The sequence below is a fragment of the Paenibacillus hubeiensis genome, from assembly GCF_032334105.1.
GTDB lineage: Bacteria > Bacillota > Bacilli > Paenibacillales > Paenibacillaceae > Paenibacillus > Paenibacillus hubeiensis.
Genome location: NZ_JAVYAE020000014.1, coordinates 128743 through 152822, shown reverse-complemented (window position 1 = coordinate 152822; position 24080 = coordinate 128743). Strand labels below are relative to the sequence as shown.

19 protein-coding genes are annotated in these 24080 nt (G+C 52.9%); 18 read left to right on the top strand and 1 reads right to left on the bottom strand.

Going from position 1 to position 24080, the window contains the following annotated elements; genetic code table 11:
- Positions 1-151: 151 nt before the first annotated feature.
- The 17 genes from RSX24_RS26175 to RSX24_RS26095 all read left to right on the top strand — a co-directional run bounded on the left by RSX24_RS26175 (position 152) and on the right by RSX24_RS26095 (position 19519).
- Positions 152-1027, top strand: coding sequence for a phosphoribosylaminoimidazolesuccinocarboxamide synthase (locus tag RSX24_RS26175; protein ID WP_236420601.1), 876 nt, complete (start codon positions 152-154; stop codon positions 1025-1027).
- 435 nt (positions 1028-1462) lie between these two features.
- Positions 1463-1708: a phosphoribosylformylglycinamidine synthase subunit PurS gene (purS, locus tag RSX24_RS26170; protein ID WP_236420602.1), complete on the top strand. Its 246-nt coding sequence runs from the start codon at positions 1463-1465 to the stop codon at positions 1706-1708.
- Positions 1709-1712: 4 nt separating this feature from the next.
- Positions 1713-2402, top strand: a complete 690-nt coding sequence (purQ, locus tag RSX24_RS26165; protein WP_343262217.1) for a phosphoribosylformylglycinamidine synthase subunit PurQ — start codon at positions 1713-1715, stop codon at positions 2400-2402.
- Entirely contained in the window at positions 2380-4623 is a 2244-nt protein-coding gene (gene purL / locus RSX24_RS26160) for a phosphoribosylformylglycinamidine synthase subunit PurL (RefSeq protein WP_343262216.1), read from the top strand. Before purQ ends, purL begins: the two co-directional genes overlap by 23 nt.
- Entirely contained in the window at positions 4608-6086 is a 1479-nt protein-coding gene (gene purF, locus RSX24_RS26155; protein ID WP_236420605.1) for an amidophosphoribosyltransferase, read from the top strand. Before purL ends, purF begins: the two co-directional genes overlap by 16 nt.
- 2 nt (positions 6087-6088) lie before the next feature.
- Positions 6089-6523 carry an immunity 26/phosphotriesterase HocA family protein gene (locus tag RSX24_RS26150; RefSeq protein WP_339276059.1) on the top strand — a complete coding sequence of 145 codons (435 nt, stop codon included), beginning with the start codon at positions 6089-6091 and terminating at the stop codon, positions 6521-6523.
- 58 nt (positions 6524-6581) lie between these two features.
- Positions 6582-7622, top strand: a complete 1041-nt coding sequence (gene purM / locus RSX24_RS26145; RefSeq protein WP_343262215.1) for a phosphoribosylformylglycinamidine cyclo-ligase — start codon at positions 6582-6584, stop codon at positions 7620-7622.
- Positions 7622-8242, top strand: coding sequence for a phosphoribosylglycinamide formyltransferase (purN, locus tag RSX24_RS26140; RefSeq protein WP_343262214.1), 621 nt, complete (start codon positions 7622-7624; stop codon positions 8240-8242). Before purM ends, purN begins: the two co-directional genes overlap by 1 nt.
- Before the next feature lie 240 nt (positions 8243-8482).
- Positions 8483-10030, top strand: coding sequence for a bifunctional phosphoribosylaminoimidazolecarboxamide formyltransferase/IMP cyclohydrolase (purH, locus tag RSX24_RS26135; protein ID WP_343262213.1), 1548 nt, complete (start codon positions 8483-8485; stop codon positions 10028-10030).
- Positions 10031-10439: 409 nt separating this feature from the next.
- Positions 10440-11705 (top strand): phosphoribosylamine--glycine ligase, encoded by a 1266-nt coding sequence (gene purD / locus RSX24_RS26130; RefSeq protein WP_343262212.1) that lies wholly within the window; start codon positions 10440-10442, stop codon positions 11703-11705.
- A 503-nt stretch (positions 11706-12208) separates the two neighbouring features.
- Positions 12209-13534, top strand: a complete 1326-nt coding sequence (locus RSX24_RS26125) for a hemolysin family protein (protein WP_236420611.1) — start codon at positions 12209-12211, stop codon at positions 13532-13534.
- Positions 13535-13617: 83 nt separating this feature from the next.
- Entirely contained in the window at positions 13618-14700 is a 1083-nt protein-coding gene (locus RSX24_RS26120; RefSeq protein WP_343262211.1) for a hemolysin family protein, read from the top strand.
- 204 nt (positions 14701-14904) lie between these two features.
- A complete protein-coding gene (locus RSX24_RS26115; protein WP_236420718.1) occupies positions 14905-15858 on the top strand; it encodes a ring-cleaving dioxygenase in 954 nt (317 codons plus the stop codon).
- Between the two features lie 11 nt (positions 15859-15869).
- Positions 15870-16481: an alpha/beta hydrolase gene (locus tag RSX24_RS26110; protein WP_343262224.1), complete on the top strand. Its 612-nt coding sequence runs from the start codon at positions 15870-15872 to the stop codon at positions 16479-16481.
- 194 nt (positions 16482-16675) lie between these two features.
- The gene (locus RSX24_RS26105; RefSeq protein WP_343262210.1) at positions 16676-17554 is read left to right on the top strand and encodes an alpha/beta fold hydrolase; all 879 of its coding nucleotides are present in this window, start codon (positions 16676-16678) and stop codon (positions 17552-17554) included.
- Between the two features lie 79 nt (positions 17555-17633).
- Positions 17634-18926: a threonine ammonia-lyase IlvA gene (ilvA, locus tag RSX24_RS26100; protein WP_339276065.1), complete on the top strand. Its 1293-nt coding sequence runs from the start codon at positions 17634-17636 to the stop codon at positions 18924-18926.
- Positions 18926-19519 (top strand): GNAT family N-acetyltransferase, encoded by a 594-nt coding sequence (locus tag RSX24_RS26095; RefSeq protein ID WP_343262209.1) that lies wholly within the window; start codon positions 18926-18928, stop codon positions 19517-19519. The genes ilvA and RSX24_RS26095 overlap by 1 nt, the downstream gene beginning before the upstream one ends.
- Before the next feature lie 90 nt (positions 19520-19609).
- Here the strand turns inward: RSX24_RS26095 and RSX24_RS26090 are convergent, their stop codons facing one another.
- On the bottom strand, positions 19610-20572 hold the full coding sequence (locus RSX24_RS26090) for a hypothetical protein (protein WP_343262208.1): 963 nt from the start codon (positions 20570-20572) through the stop codon (positions 19610-19612).
- A 271-nt stretch (positions 20573-20843) separates the two neighbouring features.
- Between RSX24_RS26090 and RSX24_RS26085 the strand changes: the two genes are divergently transcribed.
- The gene (locus RSX24_RS26085) at positions 20844-24047 is read left to right on the top strand and encodes a stalk domain-containing protein (RefSeq protein ID WP_343262207.1); all 3204 of its coding nucleotides are present in this window, start codon (positions 20844-20846) and stop codon (positions 24045-24047) included.
- The last annotated feature ends 33 nt before the right edge of the window (positions 24048-24080 follow it).

The window sequence follows — 24080 nt, the reverse complement described above, 5'->3', positions numbered from 1 at the left end:
GCCTTTATCCCCGGATTTTCACTTTGCAAACGTGTGATTCGAAAAATCCGGGGATAACAGCGATCGGAGGGTGTTCTGCATTCGTAGTGGCAAGCGTGATTAAGGGAATGAGCTTATATGTTTACCATCTCCTGAAAGAAGGTGAGCCTTCATGGCGCTGTCCACTGCGGCAGATCTTGTTAAAGCTCCATTGTTGTATAAAGGCAAAGTACGCGAACTGTACGATCTGGGCGAACACTTCCTGATCGTTGTGACGGACCGGATTTCGGCTTTCGACTACGTGCTGGAGCCGGCGGTACCGGAGAAGGGCAACGTGCTGAACAAACTCAGCAGCTTCTGGTTCGAGCTGACGGGCAGCATGATGGAAAACCATGTCGTTCATACCGACGTAAGCCGATTGGGCGATATCGTAACCGAACCCGAATTGCTAAAGGACCGCATTATGGTTACCCGCAAAGCGGAACGCATCGACATCGAATGCGTGGTGCGCGGCTACATCACCGGCGGCGGCTGGAGACAATACCAGCAAACGGGCGAAGTCAACGGCATCAAGCTGCCGGAAGGCCTTCGCAAGAATGACAAGCTGGCGTCCCCGATCTTCACCCCGGCAGCCAAAAACGACGTGGGGCATGACGAGGATATCCCGATGGAGCGCATGAAGGAACTGGTAGGCGACGAGCTGGCGGTGGAGCTTCAGGAAAAAAGCCTGAGGCTGTACGAATTCGCCCGCGACTACTGCGATCAGCGCGGCATCATCCTGGCGGATTGCAAATTCGAATTCGGCATCGTGGATGGCAAGGTCATCCTGATCGACGAAATATTCACCCCTGATGCATCACGCTTCTGGGCAAAGGAAAACTACGCGCTCGACATCGAGATCGACAGCATGGACAAAGAACCGGTGCGTGCGTATCTGTCAGGCACGGATTGGGACAAGAACAGCCAGCCAGACCCGCTGCCGCAAGAGGTGGTTGAGGCAACCACCGCCAGGTACGTCGATATTTACAACCGTTTGACGGCAAACTAAAGTTAATTGTTCTCAGCAATGTTCTTTCTACCATTACCGCCTAACGTAAAGGTTTAAGCCTTTTAAAGCTCGCATGGACTAGCGGAGGGACGGAATTGTTCTTAAAGGAGCGATAGTGTTCGCCTTTATCCCCAGGTTACGACCACTATGCAAACCGCAAAAAAACATACACACGTTAACGGAGAGGCAGAACCAATCTGGAGAAGCGAAGCGGTCGCATTTATCACCGGATTTTCCCCTTAGGAAGGGGATCAAAAAAATCTGGGGATAACAGCGATCGGAAGATGGTACTGCACTCGCAGTGGCCTTGTGTGATTGATTAGTGTTGGGGGCAACAGCGATCGAAAGCCAAACTTCTCCGGAGCAAGCGCCAACGCCACTTTTAACAGCATAAAGCATTTATCCCGTTCATTACTGAGGAGGAACTGAAGGATTATGATCAAAGCAACCGTCTATGTCACTATTAAGCAAAGCGTACTCGACCCGCAAGGCGTGGCAGTTCAAGGAGCGCTGCATTCCATGGGTTTCAATGAAGTGGAAGCCGTAAGAATCGGTAAAGTCATGGAGCTGAAACTGGATACGAACGATCGTGTCGAAGCGGAAAGCCGTCTGAAAGTGATGTGCGAGAAGCTGCTCGCCAACACCGTTGTTGAAGATTACCGCTACGAATTGGAGGGTTAATCCCATGAAATTTGCAGTTCTTGTGTTCCCCGGCTCCAACTGCGATATCGATTGCTACAAAGCCGTGGAAGAGGCGATTGGTCAAGAAGTGGATTATGTGTGGCATACGGCAACGGACTTGTCTGCCTATGATTGTATCCTTGTTCCGGGCGGTTTCTCTTACGGGGATTACCTGCGGTGCGGAGCGATCTCCCGGTTCGCCCCGGTCATGAATGAGGTAGCGAAGGCTGCGGCAGAAGGCAAATATGTGCTGGGCATTTGCAACGGGTTCCAAATTTTGACGGAAGCAGGCTTGCTGCCGGGTGCACTGATTCGCAACATGTCCCTGAAATTCCGTTGTCACGATACAGTATTGAAAGTGGCTAATGCAAATACGCCGTTTACCCGCGATTATGCGGCTGGCGAAGAGATCGTCATCCCGATCGCACACGGCGAAGGCAACTATTATTGCGATGAAGAAACGCTTGCCAGCTTGAAGGTGAACAACCAGATCGTCTTTACGTACGGCGACAACCCGAACGGTTCCCTGGCGGACATCGCGGGGATTTGCAACGAAGCAGGCAACGTGGTCGGCATGATGCCGCATCCGGAGCGCGCGGTGGATTCGCTGCTCGGCTCGGAAGACGGCAAACGTATGTTTACATCTATTTTGAAAGCATGGAGGGATCGACATGACGCAGCAGCTATCCGCTAAGGAGCCAACGGCAGAACAGGTCGCAGAACATAAACTATATGCACAAATGGGCGTATCCGACAGCGAGTACGAGCTGATCTGCGAGTTCATGGGACGCAAGCCGAACTATACCGAAATCGGCGTGTTCAGCGTGATGTGGTCCGAGCATTGCGCGTACAAAAACTCCAAGCCGCTCCTGCGTCGTTTCCCGACGAGTGGACCGCGCGTCCTGATGGGTCCGGGCGAAGGTGCCGGGATCGTGGACATCGGCGACAATCAAGCGGTTGTGTTCAAAATCGAGAGCCATAACCATCCTTCCGCGGTCGAGCCTTATCAAGGTGCGGCAACAGGCGTTGGCGGTATCATCCGTGACATTTTCTCCATGGGCGCAAGACCGGTGGCCTTGCTAAACTCCCTTCGTTTCGGCAAATTGGAGAGCGATCGCGTGAAATACCTGTTCGAGCATGTCGTTTCGGGTATTGCCGGATACGGTAACTGTATCGGGATTCCAACGGTAGCCGGGGAAGTGATGTTCGACGAAAGTTATGAAGGCAATCCACTCGTCAATGCAATGTGCGTAGGTTTGATCGATCACGACAAAATTCAGCGCGGCGTAGCCAAAGGCGTAGGCAACCCGGTGTACTATGTCGGTCCTCCAACAGGACGCGACGGAATTCACGGGGCAACGTTTGCTTCGGTGGAGCTGACGGAAGAATCCGAATCCAAGAAGACAGCGGTTCAAGTCGGCGACCCGTTCATGGAAAAACTCGTCATGGAGTCCTGCCTTGAACTGATCGACACTGGCATCGTGCTCGGTATTCAGGATATGGGTGCTGCAGGACTGACTTGCTCCAGTGCGGAAATGGCAAGCAAAGCGGGCAATGGACTTGAATTGTATCTGGATCAGGTGCCGCAGCGGGAAGAAGGCATGACGCCTTACGAAATGATGCTGTCCGAGTCCCAAGAGCGCATGTTGTTCGTCATCGAACCGAAGGATGAAGCGCAAGCGCTGGAAATCTTCGAGCGTTGGGGCGTCATCTGTGCGAAGGTCGGCAAAGTAACGGACGACGGCCGCCTCAAGCTGTTCCATCACGGCGAGGTTGTCGGCGACATGCCGGTAAAAGCGCTCGTGGACGAGTGCCCGGTGTACGACAAACCATCCACGGTACCCGCATACTACGAGCAAAGTGCTTCCATCGACACGCTTCGTTACGACGAAGTGACGGACCTTGGCGGTGCGTTGAAACAAGTGCTGGCTTCGCCGACCGTGGCGAGCAAAAAGTGGGTGTATGACCAGTACGATTACATGGTGCGTACAAGCACGGCCGTTCGTCCAGGTTCGGACGCGGCAGTCGTAACCATTCACGGCACGCGCAAAGGCCTGGCGATGACGACGGATTGCAACGGACGTTACGTGTATCTTGATCCGGAAGTAGGCGGACGCATCGCGGTCAGCGAAGCGGCGCGCAACATCGTTTGCTCCGGTGCGGAGCCGCTGGCTCTGACGGACAACCTGAACTTCGGCAGCCCGGAGAAACCGGACATTTTCTGGCAGATGGAAAAAGCGGTGGACGGCATGGCTGAGGCTTGCCGCGTGCTCGATACGCCGGTAATTGGCGGTAACGTCAGCTTGTACAACGAAAATGCCAAGGGTGCCATTTACCCGACGCCGGTGGTCGGCATGGTAGGTCTGGTGCATGACGTGGATCACATCACGACGCAAGGGTTTAAAGCTGAAGGCGACGTCATTCTCCTGCTCGGCGAGACCAAAGCCGAACTGGGCGGCAGCGAGCTGCAATACGTCGTTCACGGCGCAACGGAAGGCCGTCCGCCGGAGCTGGACCTGAACAAGGAAAAAGCATTGCTCGGCACGGTGCTCGAAGCGATTCAATCCGGCCTCGTTCGCTCGGCGCACGATTTGTCCGAAGGCGGTTTGGCTGTAGCGCTGGCGGAATCTTGCATCAGCGGCAAGCTGGGAGCTCAAGTGAATGTCGAAACGTCGCTGCGCGGCGACCATGCATTGTTCAGCGAAAGCCAGTCCCGGATCTTGTTGTCGGCTGCGCCGGAGCAAGCCGGCAAGCTGGAAGCTTTTGTGCGCGAACGGGGCGTGCCGGTTGCTGTCATTGGACGTGTTGAAGGAAGCAACCTGACGATTGAAGTGAACGGAACAACAGCCGTGAATGAACCCGTAGGAGGTTTGACACAGGTCTGGGAGGATGCGATTCCATGTCTCATGAACTGACGACAGGACAATTGTGGACAGGCGATTATTACAACCAAGGGTCCGGCAAGGAAGGACTCGACAAATTGAAAGAAGAATGCGGCGTATTCGGGGTGTTCAAGCACCCTGACGCGGCTTCCCTTTCTTATTACGGACTTCATGCCCTGCAGCACCGCGGGGAAGAAAGTGCCGGAATGTGCGTCAGCGACGGCAATGAGTTTCATTACCATCGCGGCATGGGATTGGTCAAAGAAGTATTTACGAAAGACCTGATGCAGACGCTCAGCGGCGACATTTCCATCGGTCACGTCCGGTATTCCACCAGCGGCGACAGCAAGCTGACGAATGCGCAGCCCTTGGTGTTCAAGTATCGCGACGGCGATTTGGCGGTTGCCACGAACGGAAACATCGTGAACGCACCGACCATTCGGCGCGAGCTGGAACAGAGCGGTTCCATTTTCCAGACGACCAGTGACACCGAGGTGATCGCGCATCTGATCGCGCGGTCGCCAAAGGGCCTTGTCGAAGCAGCAAAAGATGCGTTCCAGCGCATCGTTGGCGGATATGCGTTCCTCATCATGACCAACGACAAGCTGTTGGTCGCTTCCGATCCGCACGGTCTGCGTCCGCTGACGATGGGACGTTTGGGCGATGCCTATCTGTTTGCGTCCGAGACATGCGCGCTTGAAACGATCGGCGCAGAATTGATTCGCGATATCGAGCCCGGCGAACTGCTGATCTTGGATGCGGACGGTTTGCACGAGGACCGTTTCGATCATCACAAGCATCGCAAGGCGCTGTGCGCGATGGAATATATCTACTTTGCGCGTCCGGACAGCGACATGAACGGGGCGAACCAACACGCGGCCCGCAAACGGATGGGAAGCCGCATGGCCCTGGAAGCGTTCGTTGATGCAGACCTGGTGACCGGCGTGCCGGATTCCAGCATTTCCGCAGCCATCGGTTATGCCGAGCAAACGGGCATCCCGTATGAGATGGGCATGATCAAAAACAAATATACGGGCCGTACGTTCATCCAGCCAAGCCAGGAATTGCGCGAGCAAGGCGTGAAAATGAAGCTCAGCGCCGTACGCCGCGTGGTGGAAGGCAAACGCGTAGTCATGATCGACGACTCCATCGTTCGCGGAACGACTTCCCGCCGGATCGTAAACATGCTTCGCGATGCGGGAGCTGCCGAGGTCCATGTGCGGATTACGTCGCCGCCGTTCAAGAATCCGTGCTTCTACGGCATCGACACGCCGGACAGCCGCGAATTGATCGCGTCTTCCCTGTCGGTGGAAGAGATTTGCCGCGAAATCAATGCGGACTCCCTGGCCTTCCTCAGTCCGGAAGGACTGATTGCATCGATTCAGGGCAACAACGAAAGTGATTACAAAGGTGGCTTATGCCTCGCTTGTTTTGATAACGACTATCCGACCCGTCTCGATTTCGGCGGCGAAGAGAAATTCGGCTGCAGCTGTTAAACATGTTGAAACGGATAACGTATCACGAAGGCGATATCTTCCTTCTTCCGATGGAGGACGGCCGCACGGCGATCTGTCAGGTCGTGTGCGCGCTCAGAGGTCGGTTCAAAAAGGCGTTTTCCTTTGGCGTGATTCGCATTCAGCCTGACGAAACCGCCGAGCTGAGGGACGGTGACTTCCTGCCATATACGTTCGGCAAGCGGCGGAGCAGCGTCATTTTCGCTTCGCCGGCCTATATCCGAAGTGGAGATTGGAGGATCATTGGCAACATTCCTCTGACGCAAGAAAAAGAACAACTGAAAGTGTTTGAATGCGCCGGGCATTTATATTGCGGGGATGAGTATGTTCGGCATTTGCAGCAGGAGGAGTACGGCAAGTTCAACACGCTGGGTGTGGCCGGTTTTGAATTGGTGCAAATTCATTTGTCAGGGATGTAACGGTGGCAAGAACGATTGGAAATGTGATCTATAGAACCAGATGAAGGGTGCGATGGTAGTGTCAGAAGCATACAAAAATGCCGGTGTCGATATCGCGGCAGGTAACGAAGCGGTAGAACGGATGAAAAAACACGTGAAGCGGACCTTCCGTCCGGAAGTGATGACCGACCTGGGGGGATTCGGCGCCCTGTTTGGCTTGAACAAAGACAAATACGAAGAGCCTGTGCTCGTATCCGGCACAGACGGTGTAGGGACCAAGCTTAAAATCGCGTTTGCCATGGACCGCCATGATACCATCGGGATCGACGCCGTGGCCATGTGTGTGAACGACATCGTCGTGCAGGGTGCGGAACCTTTGTTTTTCCTCGATTATCTGGCCTGCGATAAGGTTATTCCCGAGAAAATTGAAGCTATTGTGGCCGGGATCGCCGAAGGCTGCCATCAATCGGGTTGTGCGCTGATCGGCGGCGAAACGGCGGAAATGCCGGGCATGTACAGCGAGGGCGAGTATGATATCGCCGGTTTCACGGTAGGTATCGTGGACAAGGCAAAAATCATCAACGGCTCTGCGATTGCGCCTGGAGACACGGTGATCGGACTGGCGTCCAGCGGCGTGCACAGCAATGGATTTTCCTTGGTGCGCAAGCTTCTCCTCGAGAAAGCCGGACTTGGCCTTCAGGATCACATTGAAGAGCTGGGCGGCAAGCTCGGCGACGTTATTTTGGAGCCAACCAAAATTTACGTCAAACCACTGCTTTCCTTGCTCGAAAAAGTGAACGTCAAAGGCATGGCCCACATTACGGGCGGCGGTTTCATCGAGAACATTCCGCGGATGCTGCCAGGCAGCGTGAACGTGGATATCGAATACGGCTCTTGGCCGATCCTGCCGATCTTCGACTTGCTTCAGAAAACGGGCGACGTTTCGAACCGCGACATGTTCACCACGTTTAATATGGGAATCGGTCTCGTGCTCGTCGTGAACGAGGCGGATGCCGCTCAGGCTGTGGAAGAGCTGAAAGCATCCGGAGAGGAAGCATACGTCATCGGCCGTGTAACTGAAGGGGATGCACGAGTAACCTTCACGGGAGCGGATGTTTAATGGCTCAATACCGCATTGCCGTATTTGCTTCTGGCGAAGGGACGAACTTTCAGGCCTTGGTCGATGCGGCACGGAACGGGGAGATCGAAGCTTCCGTTGACCTGCTGGTCTGCGACAAGCCTGCTGCACGGGTCGTGCAGCGGGCCGAAGAGGCGGGCGTGGCCTGCCATCTGTTTACGCCGAAAAACTATGCATCCCGCGAAGACTACGAAGCGGAAATCGTGGATGTGCTGGAATCCCGAAACATCGATCTCGTCGTCCTGGCCGGCTACATGCGCCTGCTGACTTCGGTCATGGTGGATCGGTATGCAGGCCGGTTAATCAACATCCATCCGTCCTTATTGCCGGCTTTTCCCGGCAAGGATGCGATCGGCCAGGCAATGGATTATGGCGCGAAGGTGACGGGGGTTACGGTGCATTTCGTGGATGGAGGCATGGATACCGGGCCGATTATTGCCCAGCATCCTGTACCAATTTTGCCTGGGGATACGCCGGATTCAGTTAGTGATGCCATTCATGCTGCCGAGAAGCAGCTCTATCCTGAAGTGGTGTCCTGGTTCGCCCAAGGTTTGGTCCAACTTGAAGGCCGTCAGGTTACGATTCAATCACGAATGGATTAAACGGATAAGCGGACATTTTGGTACATTGACGCCGAATAAGCGCGCATCAGAGAAATGATGGATTTTTGCGCATTCTGCGGCGTCAGGATTTGATCATCGCAAGAAATTTCCCGTGAGTGGCGGTCTGTCTTCTATGAAAGCACGGCAATCGACGTTTTCTAATATTTCTCGGGAAATAAATCGGCTCACGTTTCACCAAGAAGCGCGTGGAGTCCGGAGACAATAAAGGAGGAGCAAATTGTGAGTATCAAAAGAGCGCTGGTCAGCGTATGGGATAAAACGGGCATCGTGGATTTTTGCCGCGAGCTGTCGCAAATGGGCGTGGAAATTATTTCGACGGGTGGTACAAGCAGCCTGTTGGCAGAGGAAGGCGTGCCTGTCATCGGCATTTCCGACATTACCAACTTCCCTGAAATTATGGATGGCCGGGTTAAAACCCTGCATCCGGCGGTTCATGGCGGATTGCTCGCAGTTCGTGACAACGAGGAGCACACACGTCAGATGGAGGAATTGGGCCTGGGCTACATCGACTTGGTCGTCGTGAACCTGTACCCGTTCCAACAAACGATTGCGAAACCTGACGTATCCTATGAAGATGCGATCGAAAATATCGACATCGGCGGTCCAACCATGCTTCGTTCCGCAGCCAAAAACCATGCTTTTGTCACCGTCGTCGTAGATGCGGGGGATTACGGCAAAGTATTGGAAGAAGTACGCGGCAATGGAGATACGACATTGGAAACGCGCAAACAGCTCGCAGCAAAAGTGTTCCGCCACACGGCGGCTTACGATGCCCTCATCTCCGATTATCTGTCCAATATCAATGGTGATCCGCTTCCGGAGCGCCTGACGGTGACTTACGAGAAAATCCAGGACCTGCGTTATGGCGAAAACCCGCATCAACAAGCGGCATTCTATCGCAAACCGCTGGCAGCAGCCGACACGCTTACATCTGCCGAGCAATTGCACGGCAAAGAGCTGTCTTATAACAATATCAACGACGCGAATGCGGCGCTGCAAATCGTCAAAGAATTTGAAGAGCCTGCGGTGGTCGCGGTTAAACACATGAATCCGTGCGGCGTGGGCGTAGGCGCGAGCATTTTCGAAGCTTACGGCAAAGCCTATGCGGCTGACCCGACTTCGATCTTCGGCGGCATTGTCGCAGCAAACCGCATTATCGACAGCGATACGGCCGCGAAGCTGAGCGAGATTTTCCTCGAAATCGTGCTCGCACCAGACTTTACCCAAGAAGCTCTCGACATTTTGACGAAAAAGAAAAATATCCGCTTGCTCAAAACCGGCGAGCTGAGCGCGGCGCGCCATCGCGAAAGCCAGTTCGTTGTAACCTCCATCGACGGCGGCATGATCGTGCAGCAAAGCGATGTTCACTCCATCGAAGCAACCGAGCTGCAGGTCGTGACGGATCGTGCCCCTTCCGAAGAAGAAATGAAGCAGCTGCTGTTCGGATGGAAAGTGGTGAAACACGTCAAGTCCAACGCGATCGTGCTTGCAGCGAATGACATGACCGTGGGCGTAGGCGCAGGGCAAATGAACCGTGTCGGCGCAGCCAAAATCGCTATCGAACAAGCCGGCGATCTGGCCAAAGGTGCCGTGCTCGCATCCGATGCGTTCTTCCCGATGGGCGATACGCTGGAGCTTGCGGCAAAAGCTGGCATCACAGCGGTCATTCAGCCGGGCGGTTCCATCAAAGACGAGGAATCCATTAAAGTGGCGAACGAATACGGCATTGCCATGGTCTTCACGGGCGTGCGCCATTTCAAACACTAGAATATAAACGTCACAATGAAGATGAACAAGCATTCCCGGCTTGTTCATCCTCATTTTCGGCTTAAGGTACGATGCCTGACGACACTAGCGGCCGAATGTGTTTGGACGGGGAACGAGTTGTTTACGAAGTGTACTTCTATATAAGTTGAACTAGACATTTACACGATAACGGAGAGGGCAGAAAGAATCTGGAGAAGCGAAGCGGTCGCTTAAAAGCTTTCTGTAAGAAAGCTGCATCGGAAGCATAAGCTTCACCGGATTTTCCCTTTGAAAAAAGGGGATCAAAAAAATCTGGGGATAACAGTGATCGGAAGATGGTTCTGACCACGTAGTGACTCCGTGTAAAAATCATCGGTTCAACTTATATAATTTGAATTGATCCTGTTATTTTCATGGAGGGGAACAACGAATGGATATATTGGTCGTAGGCGGCGGAGGCCGCGAACATGCCATCGTGTGGGCTTTGGCTAAAAGTCCTAAAGCAGGCAAAATTCACTGCGCGCCGGGAAATGCCGGCATTGCCGAGCTCGCCGAATGCCACCCGATCGCGGTGCATGAATTCGACAAGTTAACGGCGCTCGCCGTGGAACTTCAAGTGGGCCTGGTGGTCATCGGACCGGATGATCCGCTGGCTGACGGCATCGTGGATGCGTTTGATTCGACAGGCATTCCCGTATTCGGCCCGCGCCGCAATGCGGCAGAGATCGAAGGAAGCAAAACGTTTATGAAGGATCTGCTGCACAAATACAGCATTCCGACGGCGGCGTACGAGAAATTCGACAATTACGAGCAGGCGCAGGCGTATCTTGATCAGCAGCCTGTCCCGATCGTCATTAAGGCGGACGGGCTGGCTGCAGGAAAAGGCGTGACGGTTGCCCAGTCCCGCGAGGAAGCGAACCAGGCGCTGCGCAGTATCATGGTGGACAAGGTGTTCGGCGAAGCCGGAGCCAAGGTCATCATCGAGGAATTTTTGGCAGGCCAAGAAATGTCGATTCTGGCGTTTGTCGACGGGGAAACCGTTCGTCCGATGGCGGCGGCCCAGGATCATAAGCCGGTATTCGACAATGACGAGGGACCGAACACGGGCGGCATGGGAACGTATTCGCCACTGCCGCATATCGCTTCCTCGATCATCGAAGAAGCGGTGGAAACGATCATCAAACCGACGGCCAAGGCAATGGTGGCCGAAGGACGCCCGTTTCGCGGGGTGTTGTTCGCGGGACTGATGATTACGCCGGACGGCAGACCGAAGACGATCGAGTTCAATGCCCGCTTCGGCGATCCGGAAACGCAAGTGGTATTGCCTCGCCTGAAGAGCGATCTGCTGGACATTTTCTGGGCTACCGTGCACGGCAAGCTGGCGGATATCGAGATTGAGTGGAGCGACGAGGCCGCTGTGTGCGTCGTGCTGGCATCCGGCGGTTATCCTGGCCCTTACCCGAAAGGCATCGTGATCGAAGGTCTGGATCAAGTACAGGATGCCGTCGTATTCCATGCAGGCACGGCTCGCGGCGAGAACGGCGAGTGGCTGACGAACGGCGGGCGCATTCTTGGCGTCGTCGGCTTGGGTGCGGACATCGCAGAAGCCCGGAACAAAGCATACACCGAGGCGGATCGCATCCGTTTCGAAGGCAAACATCAGCGTTCCGACATTGCGGCCAAAGCGCTGGTATAGTGAGCGAAATGTGAAAGAAAGCCCAGAAGACAAAACGTGTCAAAAACGTTTTGCATCTTTTGGGCTTTCTGCATCGTATAGATAAGTTAAAGATGTTTGGCGAGTGATTGAGCCTTTTAAGTTCTAGAACCATAGGTCATATATATAAGAAAATATCTACATATAGCTGAGGAATTGTGAACAAAATAGTGAACGGATCGATGGAACATTGGCCCAAACCATGACGTGCAACTGGATGGTTTGGTGATGAACATGCTATACTACTCTGAAATAATGAATATGTTTTGGCGAGGAGGTGGATATCCATTGGGTAGGCGATACTGCATACTGTCGAGATGGCTGATCTAGGTTGGCCCCTATGACTTTTCGATTTCATATAGCTTGTAGAACCCATGGTGAAATATTTTTTGAATAATACAGCCTGTTCTTTGTTAACTTCATGAAGTTAACGGTTAGCGCTGTAACTATATCTGGAGGTGAATCCCTGTCTACCGGGGAAGTCATTGGACATAATTACCGTCATTAATTTGGCATTACTCATTTTTTTGATTGCAGCAACTGCATTTTTCGTAGCATCCGAATTCGCTGTGGTTAAAATTCGGCCGTCACGCGTGGATCAGCTTGTGGCTGAGGGGAACAAAAAGGCCGTGTTGGCCCGTAAAGTCGTTTCGGATCTGGATTATTATCTCTCGGCGTGTCAATTGGGAATCACGGTCACGGCACTCGGTCTTGGCGCTTTGGGTAAACCCGCGGTGGAGAGATTGTTGTACCCGGTGTTTGATTGGCTGAGCATTCCGGCGTCGTTCTCATCGGCAGCTTCCTATGCCATTGCTTTTATACTCGTAACCTTCTTGCACGTTGTTGTCGGGGAGATGGCACCGAAGACGCTGGCCATTCAGTTTGCCGAAAAGCTGACCTTGTTGCTTTCGCCGCCGCTGTATTGGTTCGGGAAAGTGATGTATCCGTTCATCTGGGCGCTCAACGGCGCTTCCCGCGTAATCCTTCGTATGTTCGGCGTCAAGCCGGCAGGGCATGAACAGGCTTACTCCGAAGATGAAATCAAGATCATCATGAACCAAAGCTACGAAGGGGACGAAACCAGCCAGACCAAGCTGGCCTATCTGGAAAATGTATTTGTGTTCGACGAGCGTGTCGCCAAGGACATTATGGTACCGAGAACCGAGCTCGTCACGCTGGATCAGAGAATGAATTATGATGATATTATTCCTTTATTGGATGAATATAATTATTCCCGTTACCCCGTCACCGAAGACGGCGACAAGGACCGGATCATCGGCGTGGTCAACGTGAAAAAGATTTTGCCTGACATGGTTGCCAGCAGGGAACATCAGCTTGTTGATTTTCTGCGCGAAATCCCATTTGTATCCGAACTCACCAGCATCCAGGACGCCATGATCAAAATGCAGCAAGAGCGGGTTCATATGGCCGTTGTTGTTGACGAATATGGAGGTACGTCCGGGATTATCACGATGGAGGACATCCTGGAAGAGCTTGTTGGCGAAATCCGGGATGAATTCGATGCCGACGAGGTCGCGGACATTCAGGAAACCGGGGATCAAAAGTATCTGATCAATGGACGTGTGCTTTTGGATGAGCTGGAGAGGCAATTCGGCCTTCAGTTCGAAGGCAATGAAGAATTGGATACCGTCGCAGGCTGGATTCAGTTTCAAAAGGGTGTGCAGGTGGAGAACGGCGACATCGTGGTACAAGGCGAATATGTCTGGACCGTGGTCGAAGCCGACAACTTCCAGATCAAACAACTGATGCTGGAACGTGTGGCGAACGTTGAAGCCGAGCAGCAAGCCTGATCTTTTTCGGAATAATCACATGTTCACATTAAAAATACGATGGTAAAACTTTGGAGGTGAATCCCTCTGACGGAGGGAAATCATTGGACGGAATAATAGCGTTAAACTTATTTTTGGTCGCGGTATTCATTGGATTGACGGCGTTTTTCGTAGGGGCCGAATTTGCGATTCTGAAAGTGCGGATGTCCCGGATTGACCAATTGATTGCGGAAGGAAACAAACGGGCCGTCGTGGCGAAAAAGGTAGCCCATCAACTGGATTATTATTTGTCCGCGTGTCAATTGGGAATTACGATAACAGCTTTTGTTCTGGGCGCGCTCGGTGAACCCACCGTTGAGAAAATGCTGCATCCGCTGTTCGAGCGGCTGGCCGTGCCTGAGGCATTGGCGACCGTGCTTTCCTATGGTATTGCTTTGGCGGTAATCACGTTCCTGCACGTCGTGATCGGCGAACTTGCACCGAAGACGATGGCCATCCAGTTCGCGGAGAAAATGACGCTGATGTTTGCCGGTCCGCTTTACTGGTTCGGCAACATCATGAAACCTTTCATCCATGCCTTGAACGGATCAGCACGTTTTCTGCTTGGCCTATTTCGCATCAAGCCGGCCGGGCACGATACGGTTCACTCCGAAGAGGAGTTGAAGATGATCATGGCACAGAGTTATGAGAGCGGAGAAATCAATCAGACCGAGCTTGGTTACCTGAAAAACATCTTCGCTTTTGATGAGCGGCTGCTGCAGGAGATCATGATTCGCAAGGAAAAAATCGTTACGGTGGATAAAGAGATGCCGCTGGAACGCATGCTTGAAATTTTGAATCGGCATGAATATACGCGTTATCCGGTGACCGCGCCCGGCGATTCGAACCGTTTTGTCGGGTTTATCAATACGAAAGAGATGTTGACCAGCGTCGCCGCAGGGCGAGCTTTCGAGATTGATGCATATGTGCATGACATGCCCGGTTTCTCCGAACAGGCTCTGATCAGGGATGTCCTGATTCAGATGCAGCAGAGCCGCGTGCACATCGCCACAGTGCATAATGCAGAAGGGGATACCGTCGGTCTCGTGACGATGGAGGATATTTTGGAGGAAATCGTCGGCGATATTCGGGACGAATACGAACACAAGGATCTCGTGCAGCCTCCGAAAAAGCTTAAGTTGACGTAAAGTTGCGCCAATAAAATCAGGCTCTCGCATAAGGCGAGGGCTTTTTTTGCGGATAAATCTTAATTTTAAAATAAATGCTTGCATTCTGAAGGAATATGAATTAATATGAATTTAAAGAATCTTAAATTAAAGATAAATAACAACAAGCCATTTGGTTCAAGCTAAGATAACCGATCCATATTAAACCAAACCAAGGGAGTGGAGATTATGTTCAGAACGGCAGGCATTCACCACATTACGGCATTCGTGAACGATGCTCAGAAAAATGTTGATTTTTACGCAGGTGTACTCGGACTCAGACTGGTGAAAAAAACGATTAACTTTGACGCGCCGGACGTGTACCATCTGTATTACGGAAACGAGAATGGGGCACCAGGCACGATCATTACGTTTTTCCCTCATCCTAATGCGATGAGAGGCATCATCGGCTCCGGCCAAACTGGCGTGACCGTTTATACGATCCCTGTGGGTGGTCTGCCATTCTGGGAAAAACGCCTCGCTTCCTTCGATATTCCGTTCGAACGCAAAACCCGGTTCGGCGAGCAGTATATTCGTTTCTTCGACAAAGGTGGTTTGCTGCTTGAGTTGGTGGAACGCGAAGAGGGCGCACCAAGCAAATGGTCGTTCAATGGCGTAACGCCGGAATATGCGATCAAAGGATTTGGCGGCGCGGTATTGTATACATCTGTACCAGACAAAACGATTCAAGTGCTGGAAAAAATGCTCGGTCTGGAACCAATCGGCGAAGAGGACGGCATCATTCGTCTGCGGGCGAGCGGGGATATCGGACAGATCATCGACGTCCAGTCCACCGGCATCCAGCGGGGCGTCGGCGGCGCGGGTACGGTGCATCACATCGCATGGCGCGCCAAAGATTACACTGAGCATGAACAGGTGCAGAAACAGCTTGATCAAGCCGGATATAATCCAACGCCAATCATTGACCGCCAATACTTCAATGCCGTCTATTTCCAAGAACCGGGAGGCATCCTGTTCGAGCTGGCTACCGATCCTCCAGGATTTGCACGGGATGAGCCCCAGGAAAGCATGGGGACGAAACTGATGCTGCCTGAATGGTATGAACCGCACCGCGAGCAGATCGAACAGCTGCTGCCGCCGATTGAAGTCCGCGAATGGAAAGGAGATTCCCAATCATGAGTACAACTACGATGAAACATATCTATAAAGCAGGTTCCCGTCCCGATGCGCCAACGCTTCTTTTGCTGCATGGCACTGGAGGTAACGAAAATGATCTCATCGGCCTCGCAAGTCTTATCGCGCCGGGTGCAGCCATCCTCGGGGTGCGCGGCAACGTCTCCGAGAACGGCATGCCGCGTTTCTTCCGCCGGTTGGCGGAAGGCGTATTCGACGAGCCGGACCTGATCGCACGGACCGCCGAGCTGGGTAGTTTCCTCGATGCGGCTGCCGAGGAGTACGGCTTTGACCGCGCCAACGTATACGCACTCGGATATTCCAATGGGGCGAACATTGCCGCGAGCCTGATGTTCCATCAGGCGGGCGTATTTAAGGGAGCCATTCTGCATCATCCGATGGTGCCGCTGCGCGGCCTGGAGCTGCCTGACCTGAACGGCCTGCCGGTATTCATCGGCGCGGGCGAGAACGACCCGATCGTGTCCAGATCGGAGACGGAAGAACTCGCTTCGCTGCTGAGCGGAGCGGGAGCTGATGTTGAGATCCATTGGGAGCGCCAAGGGCATCAGTTGACGCGAACTGAAGCTGCTGCCGCTGCCGATTGGTTTAAGGCCCAAGCTTCCTCTTGATCTGAATGGAGGAAAACTGCGAATACTGTAAATATCGAAACAGCCTGATCCGCACGGATCAGGCTGTTTTTTTACCGTCCATTTGGCAGCGCGCCTTGTCGTTGATTAGGGAATATTTTATAATGGATCAAATGATAATGATTTTCAATTAGAGGCGGCGAGCAGTGAAACGTCGAATGGGTGGGAGGAGAGCCATGGGTCATAATCCAAAGCTGCATTCGTTGGGAACAAGTTCGTTTATTACGACAAAGGATGGGCGCAAGCTTCATTATATGAGCAAAGGGAGCGGGGACCTGACGGTTGTATTCGAATCGGGCATGGGAGCCTCGCGATCGAATTGGGGATTGGTGGCGCCATTGGTCGCCGAGCATTGCCGGACAGTGGTATACGACCGGTCTGGCTTGGGCCGAAGTGACGCGGATTCCGAGGATCGCATTCTTCGCCGGCTGGCAGATGACTTGGGAGAGCTATTGTCGGCTCTTGGGCCCGGACCGTATATTCTGGTTGGACATAGTTGGGGTGGGCCGGTTGTGCGTACAGCGGCAGCGACGGATTTGTCACGTATCAAAGGACTGGTGCTGGTCGACCCTTCGGATGAGCATTGCGGGCTGTACTTTTCCAGGTTGACCAAAATCAGTTTTGCATTGAACGGCCTGCTGCTGCCTTTCATGGCGCGCATCGGTTTGCTTCGGCGAATGGGCAGTGTCCTTGGCGAGGTCCTGCCCGAAGACGTGAAACAGGACCACCTTTTTGAGGATTTTACGGTGCAGGCTGCACGAACGGCGGCAGCAGAAGCGAAAGCGTTTCTGGACGATTTGTCTTCGCTTCAGGTTGCTCCTCCCCGTCTGGGGAATGCGGAGGTCAGCATCATTTCGGGAACGAGGGCAGGAAAAGGCGAGCGCAAGATCAGGCCGGCGATTGTGGAGGCTCATCATCGGACCGTGAGCAAACTGCCGAATGCAAGGTGGATCGAAGCAGCGGAGTCGGGGCATATGGTGATATATACGGAACCTCAGTTAATCGTGGACGAAATTCTGCGCATGGGAAATGTTGCGGGTCTTGGCGCAGAATGAGCCAAAAGTGATACAATAATACGTAAATACAAACAATGCTTGCAGCTGCAAGCCAATATAAGCGGAGTGTGGATAAGAGATGAAACCATTGGAACAGGAAGCAGCGGGAACGCCAAGCTACGCCCGTGCCCAAGTCGGCATGGAAGACATCGTGCGCGCGCATCATGTGCTTCGCGAAGTGATTGTGAGAACGCCGCTGCAGCGGGACGCTGTATTGTCGGCCAAATATAACTGCAATGTGTATCTCAAAAGAGAAGATCAGCAAGTGGTGCGTTCCTTCAAGATCCGCGGTGCGTACAACATGATTCGCAGCTTGTCTCCGGAAGAACTGGAAAGAGGCATCGTGTGCGCAAGCGCGGGCAACCATGCGCAGGGTGTTGCCTTCTCGTGTAATGCGCTGGGCATTTTCGGGAAAATATTCATGCCAAGCACGACTCCGAACCAGAAGGTGAAGCAAGTTCGACGTTTTGGCGGCAGCAATGTGGAAGTGGTGCTGACCGGCGACACGTATGATGATGCATATGAAGAAGCAATGCGTGCCTGCGACGAGCAGGGCATGACATTCATCCACCCGTTCGACCAACCCAAAATCATTGCGGGCAACGGTACGGTAGCGATGGAAATCATGGAAAGCCTTGAGGAGAAAGCCGATTATGTATTCGTCACGATCGGCGGCGGCGGTCTTGCCGCAGGCGTGGGCACATATGTGAAGACGGTCAGTCCGGAAACACGCGTCATCGGCGTTGAGCCGCTGGGTGCTGCCTCCATGAGCGAAGCGATGTTCCGGAAGCAGGTCGTCACGTTGGACGATATCGACAAATTCGTGGATGGTGCTGCCGTTAAACGGGTGGGCGACCTCACCTTCGATATCTGCTGTGACACGCTGGATGACATCGTGAAAGTGCCGGAAGGCAAAGCCTGCACGACCATTCTGGAGCTGTATAACGAAAATGCGATTGTAGTCGAACCGGCCGGTTCGCTCACCGTGGCGGCTTTGGACCAGTACCGCGAACAAATCGCGGGCAAAACCGTCGTTTGCGTCATTAGCGGGGGCAACAATGACATCGACCGCATGCAGGAGATCAAGGAGCGCTCCCTGATCTATGAAGGGCTCAAATATTACTTCATGGTTAACTTCCCGCAGCGGGCCGGAGCTTTGCGCGAATTCCTCGTGGACGTTCTGGGACCCGATGACGACATTACCCGTTTCGAATATACGAAGAAACATGACAAAGAAAACGGACCTGCGCTCGTAGGCATCGAATTGCTGCGTAAAGAGGACTATCAGCCGCTGATCGAACGGATGAACCGCAAAGGCATCGCTTATACCGAACTGAACAAAAATCTGAACCTGTTCAACATGTTAATCTGATGAACCATTACGATCCGAACAGGTTGACTGACGGGGTACTGCGGGCTGCGGTCAAGGAAGACGCTGCACAGGTGATTCCGCTTTTGGTGCAAGCGATCGATGATATTGCGTACGCCTTGGCGGGCGAAGGGGATCACGAGCAGGCCATGCACATTTTGCGGGAGCTTTACGAGCAGGAGGACACACGAATCAGCTATCGCAACGTAACCGTGATGGAACGCGAAGGCCATGTTGCGGGCATTCTCGTTGCCTATGACGGCGGAGATGCGGACCGGCTCGATCAGCCGATTCTGAACCGCCCGGGCCGCAGCAAAGACGAGAAGTATCGGCTTGGGAAAGAAACCCGGCCCGGTGAATACTACCTCGACACGTTATCCGTGGACCAGGCCTATCAAGGGCAAGGCATCGGAAAGGCGCTCATGGCTGCTTTCGAAGAGCAGGCCAGGGCGCTCGGGCATTCGCGGACAGCGTTAATCGTGGAACGAGACAATGACCGGGCCAGAATGCTGTATGAACGGCAGGGGTACGTCAAAGACGACGTCTTAATCATTTCGGGTCATGAGTATAACCACATGGTCAAGCCGATCGAATAAACAATCGAATTCGTTTACGGGTACAAACAAAAAAACATCGCCATGCGCCATAATGCGCCGGGCGATGTTTTTTTGAACTGACAGGGATCATCACTCCGAAGCCGGTACATGTTTTTCCAGCCAACGTTCCACCGCCGGTGTCTTTTCGAAGTTGGAAGCAGCGGCGACATCCAGGAAATCGGCGAGTTGTTCAAGAAACGGACTTTCTACGGAGGCGAGGCGTTCGATGACAGCCTTGTAACCTTTTTGAGCATTTGCGGTCATTTTGTTGGTTTCATAGTCGAATAAAGGCGTGTTGATCAATCCATAGAATGTATATTGGGTGTAGCTGTCAAACAGGCTTTGCACTTGGGCAGACCGTTTGGAATCCGGATATAGTTTCAGGAAATGCTCCTGACTGAGTGCACGCAACAGCATCTCCTGGTATCCGATGAGCAAATCGCCGTCTTCTGCCGGAATTTTGCGTGTCTCGGCAGCCATGATGTTGATGTAATTGGCGATATCCGGTTTGACGTATTGGTTGTATTTTTGGAACGCCGAGTAGTTCATGATCGGGTACAGCGCGCCTTCCAGCATGATCAGCTTGTACCCGTTATCCCGTGCTTCCTGCAGCAGATTATACGCGGCAGCATCGTCGATCCGGCTCATGAGCTTGGTGAAACTGTCCCCTGTTCGGTAAGCTTGCAGCAGCTTGGCTTGAACGTTGGGAACCAGCATGCGGTCTGTCATGGGCGACAGCGCCTTCAGCCGCGCGTTCTCCAGTTGGAGCACCATGAGCGAGGCGTGGTGGGACGTTACCCGTTTGATATTGGAGGCGAGATAGTAGTCAGCGGCGGGCAGGCCGTTCTTTTTTTGAAGCATGGATTGGTAGGTATTGTATATGGATGCGGATTGGCTTGCATGGGTCTTGTCCGTCTCATTGGACGTTGCGGCAGCGGCGATCCCCGCCACGGAAGCGAAACCGGGCTGCAGCATCAGAACAGCGGCTGTCACGGCGATGAGTGTACGCGTTGCACGGCCTTTGTCAGATAGAGTAGAGAAGAATGAAGGCATGGAACGGATCCTCCTGTTATTTTCAAGATGATTACTATAACCTTACCCAATATTTGAAATAGGTTGGTCTCGGAATGGTAACAAAATGTCTTGTTATTTTAACCTTTGAACGGTAGATGATGGAAGCGTGTTTCTGCCAAAATATTTTTTGGGCGGGATCGGAAACTTTTGGAGGGATTCGAACGTCTATGAATTGTACAGGAATAAATAGGAATTTTCCGACGAAAACAACGATACACCTTTCAATTAACGGGAGAATGGGGATACAGGTATGAAGAAAGCAGGAGGAAACCAAGTCAAAAAGGTGATGTCCGCACTGGCCGTTTCGGCCATGCTGATGTCCGCATTGCCAGCGCCGGCCATTGATGCCGCAGCACCGATCAGCATTTACATCAACGATTCCGCGCTAAAGGCGCCGCAGCCGCCGGTCATGAAGGCAGGACGGGTGCTCGTACCGCTCCGGTCCATCTTCGAAGGGCTGGATGCCAATGTGCAGTATACCAACAAAACCAAAACGATCAAGGCGACCCGCGGCGATCAGGAGGTCATCCTGAAGCTTGGTTCCAAGACGGCTTACATCAACGGGGAGCTGACCTATCTTGACGTGCCTGCGAGCACGATCAAAGGCAATACGATGGTGCCGATCCGCTTCGTAAGCGAGGCATTTGGAGAAAAAGTGTACTGGAATTCCCGTATGCAGCGCGTGGATATCAAAACGACGACAACACCGCCACCAGTGGATAACACTTCGTATGCTGCCTGGAACATTTATGGTACCGTATCCGGAAACAATGGGGATGGTCGCGATGTGACCGTAAGTTTTACGCGTCCTGCTTCCGAGAACGGGGTATCCGAATACCGCGTCATGCTGGTTAAAACGCGCGACGTCAACAGTTTTAACGAATCGGCTGCCACGGCGGTGCCTTCCGGCAATTACACGCGGGTCGTTCCGAACGGCACCAATCCGAAGCTGACGCTGAATGCGCAGACCCGTGACGTCAACGGCGATCTGCTCTCGACGACAGAAACCTATCGTCTGTACGTGCTTACGGTGGGCGGCAGCGGCAATAACTATAAAAACGCTCTTGCCTGGTCCTCGCAGGCGTTGAAACTGTCCAGCGTGAAGACGGAAGTTCAAGCGGTGAACAGCCTCAAAATTGCCGATGTAAGTGACTATGGTGACGGACGCGATCTGGAGATCAGTTTCAATCAGCCGTCCAACACGTCCAATATTACGTATTACCGCGCTTTTGTCGTTAAAGCGAAGGATGCGTCTTCGTTTAATCTGGCAGCAGCAAACAAGGTTTCGAGTTCCAACTCTACGATCATTTATAAGAACAACACGACATCGGTGACAAGCAAGCTGTCTTCCACGTCGCGGGATACATCCGGGGAATTGATCAAAAACGGCACGTCCTATGTGGTGTACATCATGTCGGTAAGCGCGAACACCGCATCGGCGGAAAGCAAATTATCCACCGTTTCATCGTCCCTGACACTGGGCGCGAATACGGCGGCTGCACCGGTCATTACGCAGGTTTCGGACAATTCGGATTATGGCGACGGCCGCGACATTCGAGTGAGCTTTAACCGGGTATCCGACGAATCCAAAGTTGGAAGCTACCGTATTTTCGTGGTGCGCAACTCCGTAGCCGGCAGCTTTAATTTGACCACGGCGAGCAATTTGTCATCCAGCCTGTATTATCAAGTGAACAAAACGGGCGGCAACATCACCGTCTCGCTGCCTTCCAACATGAGGGATACCAGCGGGTACAGCGTAACGAATTTGCAGGATTATCGCATTTACGTCATGGCGGTAGGCAACCAACAGAACAATTATACCAACGCGTTGTCTTCCTCGTCGTCGGTGTTGAGGCTGGCCACGAATGCCAATGCCCCTGCGGTAACCAACGTGGCGGCAGCAGACGTGAGCGATTACGGGGACGGCCGCGATTTACGGGTATCGTTCAATCGGCCTTCTAGTGAAGACAATATCGCTTCCTATCGGATCTATGTTGTACGTAATGGAAATACCGGCAGCTTTAATCTGAGTGCAGCGAATGCGTCCAATAACTATATCCAAGTGAACAAAACGGGCGGCAATCAATCATTGACGCTGCCGTATTACGCAGTAGATACAAATGGCTATACCCTGACTAATGGAGTAAGCTACCGCGTATTCGTCATGTCGGTGAGCACGAGCGGCAATACGAGCCAAAACGCGCTTTCCTCGTCATCGGCAAGCATTACATTATCGCAAAACTCAGCTATAGCAGCACCGACTAACGTGGTGGCTTCCGATGTGGGCGATAGCGGTAACGGCAGTGACTTGCAGGTTTCCTTTACCCGTTCCGTAGATGAAACAAATGTGAATCATTATCGCGTTTTCGTGGTGAAGGCGGATAGAGCCGGCAGTTTCAACCTGTCGACGGCGAATGCCATCAATAGTGCCAATTATACGTATGTGAGCAAAACCGGGAATAACCCGACTTTGAAGTTGTCCGGCACAGCCAGGGATACAGATGGTCAGGCGATCAGAAACGATGTGAGTTACCGTGTGTTTGTGCTCGCGGTCAATACCAATACATCGATTGCCAATGCCCTGTCCTCAGGGTCAACTGCGCTGACGCTGACGTCGGTTAAGGCCGTTTCCCAAGCAACCAATGTGAATGTGACCGTTAAAAATACAGGGCAGGCCGGTAATGCCTCCGATGTCACATTCAACTTCAGCAAACCTGCTGATGAATCGGGAATTTCGGGATATAAGGCGTTTATCGTTCCCGCAGGCCAGGTGAGTTCGTTCAATGTGGCCTCTGCGGAAAGAATCGGCAGCTATGTGGATATTGCCAAGTCGAGTGCGGGGTCAGCCATTCAACTGAATAGCGGCCATGTGGATATTAATGGAGGCACATTGGTTCCTGGAACCAAGTACAACATTTTCGTCATGTCCGTTGCGGATAGTCCTGCTCGCACTTCTGTCCTGTCGGCTCCTTCCCAGGAGTTTACGATTCTTGCCAAAGCGGCAGAGCCGGTGGTTGCGGATAAGGTCTCGGGCGTTTCAGCTACCGTGAATAATGCGACGACTTCTATCGATGTAAGCTTCAACAGAGCAACGAATCAAACGGGGATTTCAAGGTACGACGTTTACCTCGTCAGACAAGGCGATACGTTGAATCTGGGCAATACCAACATCGCCGGAGCAGTGCAAACGAATAGCGAAAACCCTGCTTTTAACATAACAAGCAGCATGAAGGATTCGGAAGGCAGACCGATTGAGGCAGGAAAATCCTACTCCGTATATGTCGTGAGTGTCGCCAACGGGCAAGCAGCTACAGTGAGCTCCATATCGAGTCCTTCCAATTCGGTGCAGTTTCCTTCCGCCCCTGCCAATCCAGCAGGAAGCGGGAACAGCGATTCTCCGGCTCCCGCTATAACTCCGCCTGTAACCGCAGCGCCGGAATCCGGGACGCCTTAACCCCCCGTCAATTTGAAATAGGTACAATAAGCC